This window comes from Streptomyces sp. NPDC027189 (assembly GCF_055566975.1).
Genome location: NZ_JBVHRI010000001.1, coordinates 159,637 through 176,468, shown reverse-complemented (window position 1 = coordinate 176,468; position 16,832 = coordinate 159,637). Strand labels below are relative to the sequence as shown.

General features: G+C 71.9%; 9 protein-coding genes. 7 read left to right on the top strand and 2 right to left on the bottom strand.

Annotated elements, in window-relative coordinates:
• Positions 1-70: 70 nt before the first annotated feature.
• The 7 genes from ACZ4RZ_RS00770 (at position 71) to ACZ4RZ_RS00740 (ending at position 11,516) form a co-directional block, all read left to right on the top strand.
• On the top strand, positions 71-1,099 hold the full coding sequence (locus tag ACZ4RZ_RS00770; RefSeq protein ID WP_467740707.1) for an AAA family ATPase: 1,029 nt from the start codon (positions 71-73) through the stop codon (positions 1,097-1,099).
• Between the two features lie 6 nt (positions 1,100-1,105).
• Positions 1,106-4,480, top strand: coding sequence for an SAV_2336 N-terminal domain-related protein (locus ACZ4RZ_RS00765; protein WP_467740705.1), 3,375 nt, complete (start codon positions 1,106-1,108; stop codon positions 4,478-4,480).
• Between the two features lie 88 nt (positions 4,481-4,568).
• Complete coding sequence (gene fxsA / locus ACZ4RZ_RS00760) at positions 4,569-4,814, top strand: FxSxx-COOH cyclophane-containing RiPP peptide (protein WP_467740703.1); 246 nt, start codon at positions 4,569-4,571, stop codon at positions 4,812-4,814.
• Between the two features lie 241 nt (positions 4,815-5,055).
• Entirely contained in the window at positions 5,056-6,231 is a 1,176-nt protein-coding gene (locus ACZ4RZ_RS00755) for an FxsB family cyclophane-forming radical SAM/SPASM peptide maturase (RefSeq protein WP_467741908.1), read from the top strand.
• The gene (locus ACZ4RZ_RS00750) at positions 6,228-8,051 is read left to right on the top strand and encodes an aKG-HExxH-type peptide beta-hydroxylase (protein WP_467740701.1); all 1,824 of its coding nucleotides are present in this window, start codon (positions 6,228-6,230) and stop codon (positions 8,049-8,051) included. The genes ACZ4RZ_RS00755 and ACZ4RZ_RS00750 overlap by 4 nt, the downstream gene beginning before the upstream one ends.
• A 255-nt stretch (positions 8,052-8,306) precedes the next feature.
• Positions 8,307-11,318, top strand: coding sequence for an FxSxx-COOH system tetratricopeptide repeat protein (gene fxsT, locus ACZ4RZ_RS00745; protein WP_467740699.1), 3,012 nt, complete (start codon positions 8,307-8,309; stop codon positions 11,316-11,318).
• Between the two features lie 3 nt (positions 11,319-11,321).
• On the top strand, positions 11,322-11,516 hold the full coding sequence (locus ACZ4RZ_RS00740) for a hypothetical protein (RefSeq protein ID WP_467740697.1): 195 nt from the start codon (positions 11,322-11,324) through the stop codon (positions 11,514-11,516).
• Positions 11,517-11,607: 91 nt separating this feature from the next.
• Here the strand turns inward: ACZ4RZ_RS00740 and ACZ4RZ_RS00735 are convergent, their stop codons facing one another.
• Together ACZ4RZ_RS00735 and ACZ4RZ_RS00730 are read right to left on the bottom strand one after the other, a co-directional pair.
• Complete coding sequence (locus tag ACZ4RZ_RS00735; RefSeq protein WP_467740695.1) at positions 11,608-15,399, bottom strand: multifunctional oxoglutarate decarboxylase/oxoglutarate dehydrogenase thiamine pyrophosphate-binding subunit/dihydrolipoyllysine-residue succinyltransferase subunit; 3,792 nt, start codon at positions 15,397-15,399, stop codon at positions 11,608-11,610.
• A 292-nt stretch (positions 15,400-15,691) separates the two neighbouring features.
• Entirely contained in the window at positions 15,692-16,822 is a 1,131-nt protein-coding gene (locus tag ACZ4RZ_RS00730) for a HAMP domain-containing sensor histidine kinase (RefSeq protein ID WP_467740693.1), read from the bottom strand.
• Positions 16,823-16,832 lie beyond the last annotated feature (10 nt).

Below are 16,832 nucleotides of genomic sequence, written 5' to 3'. Positions count from 1 at the left end.
GATACGGTGATGCACGCTCCCGCATGTTCGACGGCGGCCATGGTGGACGAGTGACGACGAGGACTGGGCAATGACCGAATCCAGCGAGTGGCTCATCTACCGAGGCGCCGGTGAACCCCACGACGGCATAGACCGCCTCCCGGCTCCACCCCCCTGGCGCGACTTCGCGAGCCGGGACGCGGCCGGGAGGAACGGCGACGGCTCCGAAGACCGCAGGCTGGGCGCGCACCGGCATCTGGCCGAGCTGCACCGGCCGGGCGCCGAGGAACTCGAAATGATCAACGCGGCGCTCTATCTGCGCCGGCCCCTGCTGGTCACCGGCAGCCCGGGCGCGGGCAAGAGCACGCTGGCGCACTCGGTGGCGTACGAACTGGGGCTGGGCAATGTGCTGCGCTGGCCGATCGTCAGCCGGTCCACGCTGCAGGACGGGCTGTACCACTACGACGCGATCGCCCGGCTGCAGGACGTGCAGATCGCCGCTCCGCAGGGCACGGATCCGGCCATTCCCGGGGCCCCCGGCTCGGTCGAGGGCATCGGCAGCTACATCCGGCTCGGCCCCCTCGGCACCGCGCTGCTGCCGTCCGACACTCCGCGTGTGCTGCTCATCGACGAGCTGGACAAGAGCGACATCGACCTGCCCAACGACCTGCTCAATGTGCTCGAAGAGGGCGAGTTCGCCATCCCCGAGCTGGAGCGCGTCGCCGACCGGCTGCCCGGCGGCGAGGCCGAGGTGCTCACCGCCGACGGCACCAAGGCGCGGGTGCGCGACGGCCGGGTGCGCTGCCGCTCCTTTCCCTTCGTGGTGCTCACCAGCAACGGCGAGCGCGATTTCCCCGCCCCCCTCATGCGCCGCTGCATCCACCTGGAGCTGGGGCGCCCGGACCACAAGCGGCTCGCCACCTTCGTACGCGCCCATCTCGGTGACGAGGCCGCGCGGGCCGGGGACGATCTCATCACCCACTTCCTGGAGCGCTCGCGCAGCGAACTCGTCGCGGCCGACCAGCTGTTGAACGCCATCTACCTCACCGACGCAGCCGCCCCGCCCAGTCGCGACCGTCTCGCGGACCTGCTCATCCAGCGACTCGACCGCCCGAGGTGAGGCCCGATGCCTGACGCCGCGGCGCGCCACGGTCCCGACACTCCCGGTGTCCCGGGAGACACCGCCCTGCCCGGCGGCGACCCGATCGCCGAACTCATCGCCCGGATGCGGCAGATCGGGCTCGACCCCGACGCCAAGCAGCTGTGCGACAGTCTCTGGCTGGCCCGCTGGGCACGCCCGACGGATGCGGTCGAGCGGGCCGAGGGCCGCGTCCCGACGCCCGGCTCCCTGTCTGGTGCCGGGCGCGACCCGGTCCCGGAGCGCACGGACCCGTCCGCCACCGCTCCGGAGCCGCCCGGCGACGGCGGTGAACCGCCGCCGCAGGACGGGGGAGGGGACCGGCGTGTCGCCCTGTATCCCGTGCCGCGGGACGGCGCGCCGCAGGGGCACGGACAGGGTCGGGTGACGGTGCTGCCGGTCGGGGTGCCCGCCGCGGCCGCGTTCCCCGCCCCGCTCGAACTCCAGCGCGCATTACGCCCGTTGCAGGGCTACCGGACCGGCGCGCCGCCCCTGCGCACGGTCCTCGACGAGACGGCGACCGCGGAGCTGAGCGCCCGGGCGGGCGGTCTGGTCCTGCCGGTGTTCCGCGGGGTGACACGGGCCGACGCGGCACTCCAGCTGGTGATGGACGCCTCCTCGTCGATGCGGGTGTGGGACCGGATGTTCGCGGAACTGGAGCAGGTCTTCGGCCAGTTGGGCGCCTTCTGGGACATCGAGGTCAGCCATCTGCATCAGGGCCCGGACGGCGAGCCCGCCGTCAGCCGCAGTCCCGAGCCCGGCGCGGCCCCGCTGCACTCCGCCGACCGGCTGAGCGACCCCACGGGCCGCCGGATCACCCTCCTCGTCAGCGACTGCGCGGGCCCCCTGTGGCACAGCGGCCACGCCCACCGGCTGCTGCACCACCTGTCCCGCCTCGGCCCCGCCGCCGTACTCCAGCCACTGCCGCAGCGCATGTGGAACCGCACCCGACTCCCGGTGTCGTACGGCGAGTTGATGCGCGGCGAGGCGCTCGCGGGCGCAGCCACACTGAAGGTCCGGCTGCCGACCGGCGCCCCGCCGGACGCCCGCGCCGGTGCGCTGCCCGTGCCCGTACTGCCGCCGGAGCCCGCCGCGCTCGGCGCCTGGGCGCGACTGCTGTCCGGGGCTGGTGCGGGGCCCGTGGCCGGCGCCGTCGGCTGGGTGCGTCACGACCATCCGCCCGCCCGGGCCGCCCGCCCCGGGCGCCGGCTGTCCGCGCTCGAACTGGTCAGCCGGTTCCGTTCCAACGCCTCGAAGACGGCCGGACGCCTGGCCGGCTATCTGGCGGCGGCGCCCCTCAGCCTGCCCGTGATGCAGCTCGTGCAGCGCACCATGCTGCCCGACTCCGGACCGTCCGAACTTGCCGAGGTCCTGCTCAGCGGCCTGGTGTCACGCGCCAAGGCGGAGGAGTTCGGCGCGGACGGCGCCCAGTGGTACGAGTTCGCGCCCGGCGTGCAGGAGGCGCTCCTGTCGCCGCTGGGCCGCGACGAGGCGATGCTGGTGCTCAAGCACTGCTCGGAGTACATCGAGTACCGCTTCGGCAAGGGCGGCCCCAACTTCCCAGCCCTGGCGCTCGCGCAGCTCGGCGAGGGCGGCTCCGGACGGCCGTATGCGCCGGGCGCCGGATATCCGGGCGAGAACGGCGACAACGGCGGTGCCACTCTGGTCCCGCAGCCCTTCGCCGAGGTCGCCGCGCGGGTTCTGGAGCGCTTCATGCCACTGCCGGAACAGTTCGCGCTGTACAGCGCCCGGGGACGCACCGACCTGCCCGACGAGCGGCCCACCCACGCGGCGGTGATCCGGGCCCGCTCCCTGGCCGGGCAGTTCGACACCGACGGCATGGTGCAGGACCTCATCGACGCCGTGCAGCTGCTGCGCGGCGCCACCGAGCACGAACTGCCCGCGGGCGCCGACCCGGAGCTGTGGTCCGAGTACGCCAACTGTGTGCTGCGGCTGTGGGAGGTGCAGGGTGGCGCGGAGCTGCTGCGCGAGGCGGAGGCGGCCGCCGAACGGGCGGTCGCGCACCCGCGCGCGCTGCGGGAACGGGCCGTGCTGGCACGGGTGCTGCACGCCGCCGCCATCGACCGCAGGCGCCGCGGCGACCGGCGCGGCGCGCTCGATCTGCTGCAACGTGCCGACCGCGAGTACGCGGTGGCCTGCGCCGCGCCCGGCCTGGAGGCCGCGGAAGCCCTGCGGCTCACCCTGGAGCGCGTGCGCGCGCTGGAGGCCCAGTGGCGCCTCGGCGGCGACACTGCGCTGCTCCAGGGCGCGGTCGGCATGCTGGAGGCGTTCGGCGACGCCTGGCCCGACCGGCGCCACCGCCCGCCCGAACTGCCGCTGGCGCACGGCCGCGTCCTGCTGCGCCTGTCCAGCGCCACCGCCGACCACGAACAGGCCCGGCTGTACGCGGAACAGGGCGCGCACTCCTTGCGCGCCGCTTTGGAACCCGGCCCCGAGCCCGGGCTCCTCACCGCAGGTGAGCCGTCCCGGGTGCGCATCCTCCTCGACCTCGTCGACGCGATCCTGCAGTCGGGCGGCGCGCTGGACGACGCCCAGGCGCACGTCGACGAGGCGCTGGGCCTGACCCGTGAACAGGGCCTGCGCGCTGCGCTGTTGGTGCGCGCTGGGCGCATCAAGGTGGCGCGGTACGCCGACTCGGGCGACCCGCGCGAGCTCCAGGACGCCGCCGAACGGTTCGAGCAGGCCTCCCGGGGCGTGCCACGGGACGCCCCCGCGCACGCGGACGTCCTCGCCGAATGGGGTGAAGTGCTGCTGCGCCGGGCGGTTCCCGCCAACGGTCCCGGTACGCGCGAGTCGCTGTCCCAGGCCATCCGGGTGCTGCGCGACTGCCGTACCGAAACCCCCGCGGGCAGCGGGGAGCTCGCGTACCGTCTGCTGCTGCTCGGCCGCGCCCTGATGCTGCGCTACCGGGCCCGGGGCGACCGGGTGGATCTGCGCGAGGCCGAGCACCTCTTCGGGCTCGCGGCGCTGGAGGCCGGCGAACCGCTGACGGCGGCGCGCTGCTGGCTCGAGCTCGGGCAGGCGCAGTTCGAGGCCTACCAGAACCTGGGCCGGCCCGCCCGGCTCGACGAGGCGGTCGACGCCTTCCGCGCCGCGGCCGAGTCGGCGCGTGACGCCGAGGAGGAGGCGGAGACGGACCGCCGCCGCGAGGAGGCCGTGGAGCTGGGTGCGCAGGCGCATCACTGGCGGGGTATGTCCTACGAGGCGGCGGCGCGCCCGCGTGCCGCACGCGAGGCCTACCGGGCCGCCCGGGCCGAGTGGTCCAGGCTGCCGGACGGTGCCGTCGGCACGGGCGAGCCGACGGCCCGGCAGACGGCACAGCGGCTGGCCGAGCTGGAGTGAGGGAGCGCCTGCCCGGCGGCCGCCGGGGCGGGGTGAGGAGCGCCTGCCCGGCTGGTGCCGGAGCGGAGTGAGGGAAAAGGGGGAGGACATGGGTGCACGGGACGACGCACTGGATTCCGACGTCGCCGCGGAGCGGCTGCCGGAGCCCGCGGATGCCGCGGGGCGGCGGCTGGACCTGACGGATGCGGCAGGGCGGCTGCCGGACCTGCTGGAGCTGGACCTCGCGGATCTCAGGACCATTCAACACCCGGTACTGGCCGAGGTGTTGGAGGAGCTGAGGGAGCGGGCCGGGCAGCCGAGCGAGATGCTCTGGGGGTTCAACAACGCGTTCTGAGGGGCGATCTGGAGGCCTAGGTGAACGTGGAAGCGGTCAATCTTCGTTCACAATGCGTCAGTTTCGGTCGGCCCTGTGGTTGAACCGGACAAGTTCGATCGTGCCGCGTTTGCGTCCGGCCCCCGCCAGGGAATGCCGCCCCGTACGGGCAGGGGGCCGTGACGCGGACCGTACCGTGGGATCGCGGGCCGTAGAGCATGGGGGTGCCGGAGTGTCTGACGAGGCGACCTCCGCGACCTCGATCACAGCTGTTCCGGCGCTCGAACCGCCGTTCCCCTTCCGGCAGTTCATCGTCAAGGCGCACGGCCGCTGCAACCTGGCCTGCCGCTACTGCTACCTCTATGAGGGCCCCGACCACACCTGGCGCACCCGCCCCGCCGCCGCCCCGTCCGATGTGCTGGCCCGGACCGCGCTGCGGATCGGCGAGCACGCGCACGCCCACGGCATGACGGCGCTCTCCCTCGTCCTGCACGGCGGCGAGCCGCTGCTCGCGGGCGCGGACACGCTCGCCCGCTTCACCGATCTCGTACGCGACCGGGTACCGGACTCCTGCACCGTGCACGCCACCGTCCAGACCAACGCCACCCTGCTCACCGAGCGGCGGCTCGCCGTGCTGGCCGGGCACGGCATCCGCGTCGGCATCAGCCTCGACGGCGGCCTGCCCGCGCACAACACACTGCGCACCGACCGCGCGGGGCGCCCGTCCTGGCCCGCCGCCTCGCGCGGGGCCCGCCTGATCGCCGACCGCTTCCCCGAGGCGTACGCCGGGATCCTCACGGTCGTGGACCCCACGACCGACCCGGTCGAGCTGTACGACTCCCTCCTCGCCCTGCGGCCACCGGCCCTCGACCTGCTGCTGCCGCACGGCAACTGGTCGGCCCCGCCGCCGCATTGGGACGTCACCGATGTCCCGTACGGAGACTGGCTGTGTGCCGTCTTCGACCGCTGGTGGGGAGCCGGGCGGCGGGAGACGCGCGTGCGGCTCTTCGAGGAGTGCCTGGCGCTGCTGTTCGGGCTGCCCGCCGCCACCGAGTCGCTGGGGCTGGCCCCGTTCGACGCCGTCGTCGTGGAGACGGACGGGTCGATCGAGCAGGTCGACTCCCTGAAGTCCTGCTACGAGGGAGCGGCGGAGACCGGCCTCGACGTCTTCCGGCACAGCTTCGACGAGGCTCTGCGTCACCCCGGTGTCGCGGCCCGGCAATCGGGCGCGGCCTCGCTCGCCGCGCGCTGCCGTGCCTGCCCGCTCCTGTCCGTCTGCGGCGGCGGCCACTACGCGCACCGCTACCGGACCGGACACGGCTTCGCCAACCCCTCCGTCTACTGCGCCGACCTCCAGCGCTTCATCCGCCATGTGGCGGGACGGCTCGCCGGGGCCGCCGCGCCCGTCACGGCCTCTCTCGAAGGAGGCACCCCGTGATCCTGCCGGTGGTTCCGGACCGGGCCCTGACCGAACTCGGCCGCACCGAAGGCGGCCCCGAGACCCTGGGCCTCCTCGTACGCGACCAGTACACGCGCCGGTTGCTGCTGCTGCGCGCCGTGCTCGACGCGGTGGAGGCGGCCGACCCCGGGGTCTGCTCCGCCGACGCCCGGGCGCGGCTGCGGGAGGACTGGGGGCTGCTGGAGGAGGCGGACCGGGTGGAGCCGCCCGTCCGGCGGGGCGGTTGGGGGTACGAGGGCGGCTCGGGGATCGCGGGGGTGAGCGGTACCGGGTCCTGGACCGGTGCGGGTGCCTCCACCGCGGACGCGCGGGCGCCCGTCGACCACACCACCGATGCCGGCCCGGCGTCGGCCGCGTACGGGCAGGTGGCGGAGGCGGCGCCCGGGGGCGGCCCCCGTGTCGCTCCGGGACCGGGTGCGCACGCGGGCCCGGACGGGCCGGGGGTCTACGTGGGCCCGGACGTGGAGCCGGCGGCGTCGAACGGCGATGCACGGCTCGGCCCGGCACCAGGGGCGTACCGAGCCGTAGGGGCGCCGGTGTCCGAGGGCGGCGCCCATGCCGGCCCGGTGTCCACGACCACGACCGGGCGCGCCCTCGCCGGAGTCGCGCTCTCGCCCGTCCGCACCCAGCTCCTGCACCCCTTCGTCGGGCCGTGGGCCCGGTACTGTCTGCGCGGGCTCGGTGCGGGAGCCGGGCCGCGCGCCGCGCGGGACGCGCGCGAACTCAGCCGCGATCTGGCCTACTTCGGGGCGCTGGCCGCAGTCGTCGCCGCCCGCGCGGGGGTCTCCTACGCGGTACGGCTGACCGCGCGCGACGGCGTGCTGACCCTGCCCTCCCTCGGCGCGCTGCGCACGGGCGCGTCCGGGGACGTCCCGGTCGACGTCGTGCACCGCCGGGGGAGTCTGACCCTGCGCCGCCGTGGCGAGAAGGACATCGTTGTGCGCTTGCAGAGCGGCGGCTTCGGCGCCTGGTCCGAGGCCGCCGCGTGGACACCCGCCTACGCGCTGCCCGGTCTGCTGCCCGGCTCGGACCCCGTACCCCTGGACGACCTGGACCCGTACCGCACCGCGCGCGGCGGCCGCCGGCACCACGAGCTCAGCGGACCGGTCGCCCTCGATGACGCCGAGCGCAAACGCTGGCTGCAGTCGTGGTCGGGCATCGCGTCCGTGCTCCGGCTCGGTGGCGAGCACCGCGTCACGGAGGCCGTCGCCCTGCTGCGCTGTCTGGTCCCGCTGTCCGCGCCGCCCGGCTCGACGGCCGACGGCCGGACCACCGGCAGCTGCAGCGGCACCCGGCGCGAGGCCTTCGGCGCCCTCCTCAGCAGCACCCCGCCCACACCCATGACCTTCGCGGCCACGCTGGTGCACGAACTGCAGCACACCAAACTGGCGGCCCTCAGTGACATGCTGACGCTCCACCACGCCGGACCGCAGGCACGTTACTTCGCGCCCTGGCGACCCGACCCGCGCCCGTACGACGGACTGTTGCAGGGCACGTACTCCCACCTCGCGCTGGCGGAGTTCTTCCAGCGCACCGCGCTCGTCACCACCCACCCCGTCCACCGGGACTCCGCGTGGGCCCAGCACGCCCGCTACCGGGAGCAGGTCGGGGCCGTACTGCCGACCCTTGTCGGATCGGGGGACCTCACCGCTCAGGGGCGCCGGTTCGTCGACCAGATGATCGCGGTGTACGAACGGCTCGCCGAGCACCCCGCGCCGCGCGGGCAGACGGCGCGCGCGCAGGCGTACATACGGGCGGCCCGAGCGCTGTGGACGCAGCGCCACGCGCCGGGCGAATGAGCCGGGAGCGGGGTGAACCAGCCGTGCGCGGCGCACGCCGGACGTGTCGCGCACCCGCCGAACGCGCCGCGCCACCGGCTCGATTGAGCCATCCTCGCCGAAAGCCACGGGTTCCCGGACGCGGGACGATCAGTGCGCCAAGATCGTCGCTTGAAAAGGATGGAAAAGGAACCGTGAAGCAAGCGACTGGTATCCGTCAGTGCCTATCGCCGGACCTCGCAGCGGTTCTAAAATCTCGCGCGGGGAGGCCGCTGCATGTCTGGAGCTCGTACGCCGGTCGGGCCAACCGAGAGGGGGGCCGCGAAGCAGACCGTCACGATCAGCTTCGCCGGTTTCAACCGGGCCTGGGCGGCCTGGATCGGGGACCGTCTGGAGCGGCGTGGCCATCGCGTCGTGTACCAGCGCTGGGATTCCCCGGCCGAAGTACCGCTCGTGGACCTGCTGCGCGACCTGATGCTCGCCCAGGGCCGGATTCTGATCATCGTCAGTGAGTGGTACTTCCAGCTGGGCCCGCGCACCCACGACGAGTGGAACACCGCGCTGCGCGAGGTCGTCGCCCCCGACCCGACCCGTTTCGCGGCCGTCTCCGTCACCACCAGCCCGGTGCCGACCGCCGCCGCCGTACTCGGCGCGGTCGAGCTCAACAACATGGGTGCCGACGAGGCCGAGCGTCGCGTCCTGGACCGCCTCGACCTGCCCGCCGATCCCCTGCCGGAGTCCGTCGAGGGCGCCCGCCGGGGCCCGCGCTTCCCTGCGGCCATGCCCGAGGTGTGGGGCGGCGTGCCGCGCCGCAACACCCGCTTCACCGGCCGTGAGCCGCTGCTGAACGACGCCTACCACCTCCTCCAGGGCGCCGAGTCGGGCGCCGGCGTGGTCACCCTGCACGGCATGTCGGGCGTGGGCAAGACACAGCTCGCGGCGGAGTACGTGTACCGCTTCGGCTCCGAGTACGACGTGGTGTGGTGGGTCAACGCCGAGAAACGGGTCACCTACCGGCGTCGACTGGCTGAATTGGCACCGCAGTTGGGGCTGTCGACGGGCGCCGAATACGGCGAGCGGCTGCGCGCAGTGCGGGACTCGCTGCGCCGCGGTGACCCCTACGCCCGCTGGCTGCTGATCCTGGACGGCGCCGACGAGCCGGACCAGATCTACGACCTGGTCCCCACCGGCCCCGGCCACGTCCTGATCACCTCGCGCAACCCCGAGTGGAGCGAGCACAACAGCAAGCTGCTGGAAGTGCCGGTCTACGGCCGCGACGAGTCGGTCGCCTTCATCCGCCGCCGGGCGCCCCGCCTCACCGAGCCCGAGGCCGACCAACTCGCCGAAGCGCTGGAGGACCTGCCTCTCCTGCTCGATCAGACGGCGGGCTGGCTCAACGACTCCGACCTCTCCGTCCAGGAGTACATCGCCCTCCTGGACGGCGGCATCGACCAGGACGTCGTCAAGATCTCCGCGGACTTCCCGGTCGCCTTCCAGACCGCCTGGTCAATACTGCTGAACAAGCTCCGTGACACCGTCCCGGAGTCCGTCGACCTGCTCCGCCTGTGCACCTTCTTCGCACCGGGCTTCATCCCCGTACGCCTCCTGAAGGAGATGCCGCACGACGAGCTGCCCGAACAGATCGCCGGCCTCCTCAACGACCCGCTCCTGTGGAACAAGGCGATCAACCAGCTCCGCCAGTACTCCGTCGTCCGCCTGGAGTCCCACGAGGCGGCCACCGACGAGGCCGCTTCCTCCGGCGAGTCCCTGTACCTCCACCGGATGGTCCACCAGATCGTCCACAAGGACATGCCGGACGAGGACCGCCGAGAGTTCATCGACGTCGTGCGCCGGGCACTGGCCGCCGCCGATCCGCGCCGCCCCACCGACACCCGGCTGTGGCCCGGTTACGCGGAGATCGTTCCGCACCTGAAGTTCGCGGACGTACTGAAGAGCAAGGACCCGGCGGTGCAGACGCTGGTCTTCAACTGCCTTCGGTACATGTACATTTCGGGCGAGTACCGCGCGGGCATCAAACTCGGCGAACGGGCCCTGAAAGCCTGGCGGACGCTGCTCGGCGAGAACCACCCCCGGATTTGGGAGCTGACCCACCACTACGCCAACCTGCTGCGCGCGGTGGGCGACTACCAGCGCACCGAGACGATCGAGCGGGCCGCCGTCGACCATCTGCGCGAACAGCGGGGAGAGCAAGACCTGGACCACCTGCGCGCGGTCAGCGGTCTCGGCGCGGACCTGCGCGGCCTCGCCCGCTACGACGAGGCGCTGGAACTCTCCCAGCGGCTCGTGCTGATGTACCGCGACCTCCTGGGCGAACAGGACTCGCGGACCCTCGGGGCCCAGAACAACCTGGCGGTGTCCCTGCGGCTGCTCGGCCGCTACGAGCAGGCGCTGGACATCGACCGGCGGACGATGGAGGCACGCCGGCTGTTGCTGCGGGCTCGGCATCCGTGGGCGCTCTCCTCCGAGCTCCACTACGCCGTCGACCTGCGCCTGCTGGGCCGTTACACCGAGGCCGAGTCGATCCAGACCAACAACGTGCGCGAGTACCAACTCGTCATGGGGCCCGACACGCCACCGACCCTGGAGGCGGAACACAATCTCGCCCTGTGCCACTACCGCAGCGGAGACCGCGCCGCGGCGGGCGTGCTGCTCCCCCGTGTGCTGGAGCGGTGTGAGCGCGTCCTGGGCGAGACCGACCCGCAGACCCTGAGGTTCGCCGCCACCACCAGCTGTTTCCTGCGAGAGCACGGCGATATCGACCAGGCGCGGGAACTCGGCGAGTCCGTCGTCGCGCGCTACGAGGTGATGCTGGCCGAGGGGCACCCCTTCATCGCCGGTGTCCGTGCCAATCACGCCTTGGTCCTGCGGAGCGTCGGCGAACGGGGACAGGCACATGTGGTCATCGAAGAGGCGCTGGCCGACATGACCGCGGCCGTGGGCGAGAACCACCCCTGGACCCTGGGCTGCGCGATCAACTCCGCCGCCATGCACAACCTCGTGGGAGACCCCGAGTCGGCGGCCTTGCTCAGTCAGACCACGGTCGCCCGGGCCACCGAAGCCCTCGGCCGTACTCACCCGCTGACCCTGTCCGCCCGCATCGCCCTCGCCGCCGACCTGCGCGCCTTGAGGGACCGTCAGCAAGCCGAGAAGGTCGAACAGGAAGCCTTCTCCGACCTGGACGCCACGCTGGGCCCCCGCCACGTCCACACCATCTCGGCCCGCTCCCGGAACCGGCCCTACTGGGACTTCGAACCGCAGGAGACGTGAGGCGTGGGTGCCGACTCCCCGGTACGCGCCGACCGAGCACGTGCCGACATGGAGCGGGCGGTGGGGCCCGGCCACCCCTGGGCGCTCGGCTGGGTCCTCAACAACCTGGCGGCGACCCTCGGCGCCGATCACCCCCCGTACCCGCGCCGCCCGGCACCGCGAGCGCCCCTGCTGGGCTTCGAACCCCTGACCACGTGAACCGCCCGCACGCCGAAGGCCCGGCCCCTCGAAAGGGAACCGGGCCTCCGCCGCAGTACAAGAACCGGCCTACGCGACCGCGTGCCGAGACCTACGCCTCGAACACCTCCCGCACCAACTGCTCCTGCTCCGCCTGGTGCCGCTTGGCGGAACCCACGGCAGGGGACGAGGAGTGCGGGCGCGAGATGCGGCGCAGGCGCTCGCCGTGCGGGACGTCCGCGCCGACCGCCAGGTCGAGGTGGTCGATCAGGTTGAGGGCGATGAAGGGCCAGGCGCCCTGGTTCGCCGGCTCTTCCTGGGCCCACAGGTACTTCTCGGCGTTCGGGTACTTGTTGACCTCCGCCTGGAGCTCGGCACCCGGCAGCGGGTACAGGCGCTCGATGCGGATGATGGCCGTGTCCGTGACGCCGCGCTTCTTCCGCTCGGCCTCGAGGTCGTAGTACAGCTTGCCGGCGCAGAAGACGACCTTGCGGACCGCGGCCGCGTCGACCGAGTCGTCGCCGATGACCGGGCGGAACTGACCCGAGATGAACTCCTCCGACTTCGACGCGGCGGCCTTGAGGCGCAGCATCGACTTCGGGGTGAAGACCACCAGCGGCTTGTGGTGCGGGTTGTGCACCTGCCACCGCAGCAGGTGGAAGTAGTTCGACGGGAGCGTCGGCTGGGCGACCGTCATGTTGTTCTGCGCGCACAGCTGGAGGAAGCGCTCGATACGGGCCGAGGAGTGGTCCGGGCCCTGGCCCTCGTAGCCGTGCGGGAGGAGCAGGGTGACGCCGGACGTCTGGCCCCACTTCTGCTCGGCGGCCGAGATGTACTCGTCCACGACCGTCTGCGCGCCGTTGACGAAGTCGCCGAACTGCGCCTCCCACATCACCAGCGCGTCGGGGCGGGCCAGCGAGTAGCCGTACTCGAAGCCCATGACCGCGTACTCGGAGAGCAGGGAGTCGTAGACGTTCAGGCGCGCCTGGTCGTCCGAGAGGTACTGGAGCGGAGTGAAGTCCTCGCCCGTGACCCGGTCGATCAGCACCGCGTGACGCTGGCCGAAGGTGCCTCGGCGGGAGTCCTGGCCGGAGAGGCGGACAGGAGTGCCTTCGAGGAGCAGGGAGCCGATCGCCAGGGTCTCGCCCATGCCCCAGTCGATCGTGCCGTCCTCGATCATCGCCGCCCGGCGCTGCAGCTGAGGCAGCAGACGCGGGTGCACGGTGACGTGGTCGGGGATGTTGACCTGGGACTCGGCGATCCGCTTGACGACCTCCTGGGAGACCGCGGTGTTCACGGCGACCGGGAACTGCGGCTGGGTGTCCGGAGCCGGAACCTCGGCCGGGGCCGAAACCGCCTCGCGGACCTCGGTGAAGACCTTCTCCAGCTGGCCCTGGAAGTCCTGCAGCGCCTGCTCGGCCTCTTCGAGCGTGATGTCGCCGCGGCCGATCAGGGACTCGGTGTACAGCTTGCGCACCGAGCGCTTCTTGTCGATCAGGTCGTACATCAGCGGCTGCGTGAACGCCGGGTTGTCGGACTCGTTGTGTCCGCGGCGGCGGTAGCAGATCAGGTCGATGACGACGTCCTTGTTGAACGCCTGGCGGAACTCGAAGGCCAGACGCGCGACGCGGACGACGGCCTCGGGGTCGTCACCGTTCACGTGGAAGATCGGCGCCTCGATCATGCGGGCCACGTCGGTCGCGTACATCGAAGAACGCGAGGACTCGGGCGCCGCCGTGAAGCCGACCTGGTTGTTGATGACGATGTGGACCGTGCCGCCCGTGCGGTAGCCGCGCAGCTGCGACATGTTGAGCGTCTCGGCGACCACACCCTGGCCCGCGAAGGCCGCGTCACCGTGCAGGGCGACCGGCAGGACGGTGAAGTCCGTGCCGCCCTTGTTGATGATGTCCTGCTTGGCGCGGGCGATGCCCTCGATGATCGGGTCGACCGTCTCCAGGTGGGACGGGTTGGCGGCCAGCGAGACCCGGATCTGCTCGCCGTCCAGGCCGGTGAAGGTGCCCTGGGCGCCCAGGTGGTACTTCACGTCGCCGGAGCCGTGCATCGACTTCGGGTCGAGGTTGCCCTCGAACTCGCGGAAGATCTGCGCGTACGACTTGCCGACGATGTTCGCGAGGACGTTCAGGCGGCCGCGGTGGGCCATGCCGATGACGACCTCGTCGAGGCGGGACTCGGCGGCCGAGTCGATCACCGCGTCCAGCAGCGGGATGACGGACTCGCCGCCCTCCAGCGAGAAGCGCTTCTGGCCGACGTACTTCGTCTGCAGGAAGGTCTCGAAGGCCTCCGCCGCGTTCAGCCGGCGAAGGATGCGCAGCTGCTCCTCGCGCTCCGGCTTGGAGTGCGGGCGCTCGACGCGGTCCTGGATCCACTTGCGCTGCTTCGGGTCCTGGATGTGCATGAACTCGATGCCGGTGGTGCGGCAGTACGAGTCGCGCAGCACGCCGAGGATGTCGCGCAGCTTCATCATCGACTTGCCGGAGAAGCCGCCGACCGCGAACTCGCGCTCCAGGTCCCACAGGGTGAGGCCGTGCTCGGTGATGTCCAGGTCGGGGTGCTTGCGCTGGCGGTACTCCAGCGGGTCGGTGTCGGCCATGACGTGGCCGCGGACCCGGTAGGAGTGGATCAGCTCGAAGACGCGGGCGGCCTTGGTGACGTCGTCGTCGTGGCTGGCGTCGATGTCCTTGAGCCAGCGGACCGGCTCGTAGGGGATCCGCAGCGACTCGAAGATCTCGTCGAAGAAGCCGTTCTCGCCGAGCAGCAGGTTCGCGACGATGCGCAGGAACTCGCCGGAGGCGGCGCCCTGGATCACCCGGTGGTCGTAGGTCGACGTGAGCGTCATGACCTTCGAGATGCCGAGCTTGTTCAGGGTGTCCTGGGAGGTGCCCTGGAACTCCGCCGGGTAGTCCATGGAGCCGACGCCCATGATGACCGACTGGCCGGGCATCAGACGCGGGACCGAGTGGACGGTGCCGAGGCCGCCGGGGTTGGTCAGGGAGACCGTGACACCGGTGAAGTCGTCCATCGTCAGCTTGCCGTCACGGGCGCGGCGGACGATGTCCTCGTAGGCCTGCCAGAACTCGAAGAAGTTCAGCGTCTCGGCCTTCTTGATGCCCGCGACGACGAGCTGGCGGTCGCCGTTGGGCTTCACCAGGTCGATGGCGAGGCCGAAGTTGACGTGCTCCGGCTTGACCAGGGTCGGCTTGCCGTCCTTCTCCGCGAAGGAGTAGTTCATCGACGGCATGGCCTTGATGGCCTGCACCATGGCGTAGCCGATGAGGTGGGTGAAGGAGATCTTCCCGCCCCGGGCACGCTTCAGGTGGTTGTTGATCACGATGCGGTTGTCGAAGAGCAGCTTCACCGGGACCGCGCGCACGGACGTGGCCGTGGGCAGCTCCAGGGAGGCGTTCATGTTCTTCGCGACCGCGGCGGCGGGGCCGCGCAGCGTGACGAGCTCGGGGCCTCCCGCGGGCGCGGCGGCGGGCGCGGCCTTCGGCTTGGCGGCGGCCGGAGCGGCCTTCGCGGGAGCCGGGGCGGCGGCAGCGGGCTGCGGTACCGCGGGCGCGGCAGGAGCCGCCGGAGCGGCCTGAGCCGGAGCCGGGGGCGTCACGGGCGCCGCAGGGGCCGCCGGAGCGGCCTGAGGCACCGATGACGGGGCGGCGGCCCCTGCGGCCGCAGTACCCGCCGGAGCCGAGGCGGCAGCGACGCCCGGCTTGTAATCGGCGAAGAAGTCCCACCAGGCTCGGTCTACCGAATTCGGGTCCTGGAGGTACTGCTGATAGATCTCGTCGACGAGCCACTCATTGGGACCGAACGCCGCGGCGGGGTTCTTCCCGGCGGCTTGGTCATCGGTCGAGATGCTCGAGTTACTGGGGGACTGTGGCGACACGGCGGCAACCGCCCTCTTCCGCTTCACAAGGTGATGGACAGCGGAAATAAAGGCTACGCCTCCCGCGCCGGGAAGGTCAGGTCGGGCCCGTCCAACGTCGCGCAAGTCACATCGGAAACCGTGTTTCGGCTATGGAAATGGCGGGAAACAAGCGTGGTTCCGGTGCTGAATGGACACGTCCGGGTACGTCGACTCCGGGTCGCGGTACGACTCACGCGGCCCCTGTGCCTGATCACACGTGTCCGCCAGTGCGGACACCCATGGATCTTGCGGCTCCGGTTCGAACTTTACGTCAACTTGGCAGAGATGGAAGTCCCGGAAGGGTGACCTGGATCCGGCAACCCCGCTGGGATTCGGCCACACCTATCCGGCCGCCGTGCAGATCGACCGCCCAGCGCGCGATGGCCAGGCCGAGCCCCGTACCGCCGTCGCTGCCGGGACCGTGCGGCGAGGGGACCCCGCCGCGGTTGAACCGTTCGAAGACCCGGTGCCACTCCGACTTCGGAATGCCGGGCCCCTCGTCCAGGACCTCCAGGGCCAGCGACTCCGGGAGGTCGCCCCGCCTGGCCCTCACGGTCACGCGGCCGTGCGGCGGGCTGTGCTTGACCGCGTTGTCGATGAGATTCGCCACGACCTGGTGGATCCGCTCCGGGTCCGCGTGCGCGGTCAGCTCCGGCGGGGACACGTCGAGGTGCAGATGGACGTCGGTGCGCGTGTGGCTGCCGGAGCCCGAGGCGATGCCCGCGCGCGCGGAGGCGACCATGTTGGCCTCCTTGAGCACGCCCGACAGGTACGGCCAGACCTCGAAACGCCGCTTGCGCAGCGGTACGACGCCGTTGTCCAGCCTCGACAGGTCGAGCAGCGTCTCGACCAGCCGGCCGAGGCGCTCCGTCTGCTTCAGTGCCGTACGCATCGTCTCGGGGTCGGCGGCGGAGACGCCGTCCACGACGTTCTCCAGGACCGCGCGCAGGCCCGCGATGGGGGTGCGCAGCTCGTGCGAGACATTTGCCACGAGTTCCTTGCGCTGGCGGTCCTGGGCCTCCAGCTCGTCGGCCATGAGGTTGATCGTCTCGGCCAGGTCGCCCAGCTCGTCGCGGCGGCTGTCGCTCACCCGGCGTGTGTAGTCGCCGTGTGAGATGGACCGGGCCACCGCGTTCATCTCGTCCAGCGGCGCGGTGAGCGAATGCGCCACGAACTGCGTTATCAACAGTGTGGCGATCATCGAGAAGACCGTGATGAAGCGCAGCTCGGTCTCGGTGCGCACCGCGATCATCAGCAGACCGGTGGTGATGAAGACCGAGACGACAACCAGCGTGCCGAGCTTCGTCTTGATGGAGAAGGGCCGGACGCCGCCCCAGGGACCCGCGCTACTGCGCTCCCCGAAACCACGCGCGTCGGCGCCGCGCTGCCCGAGCCCGCTCATCACATCAGCC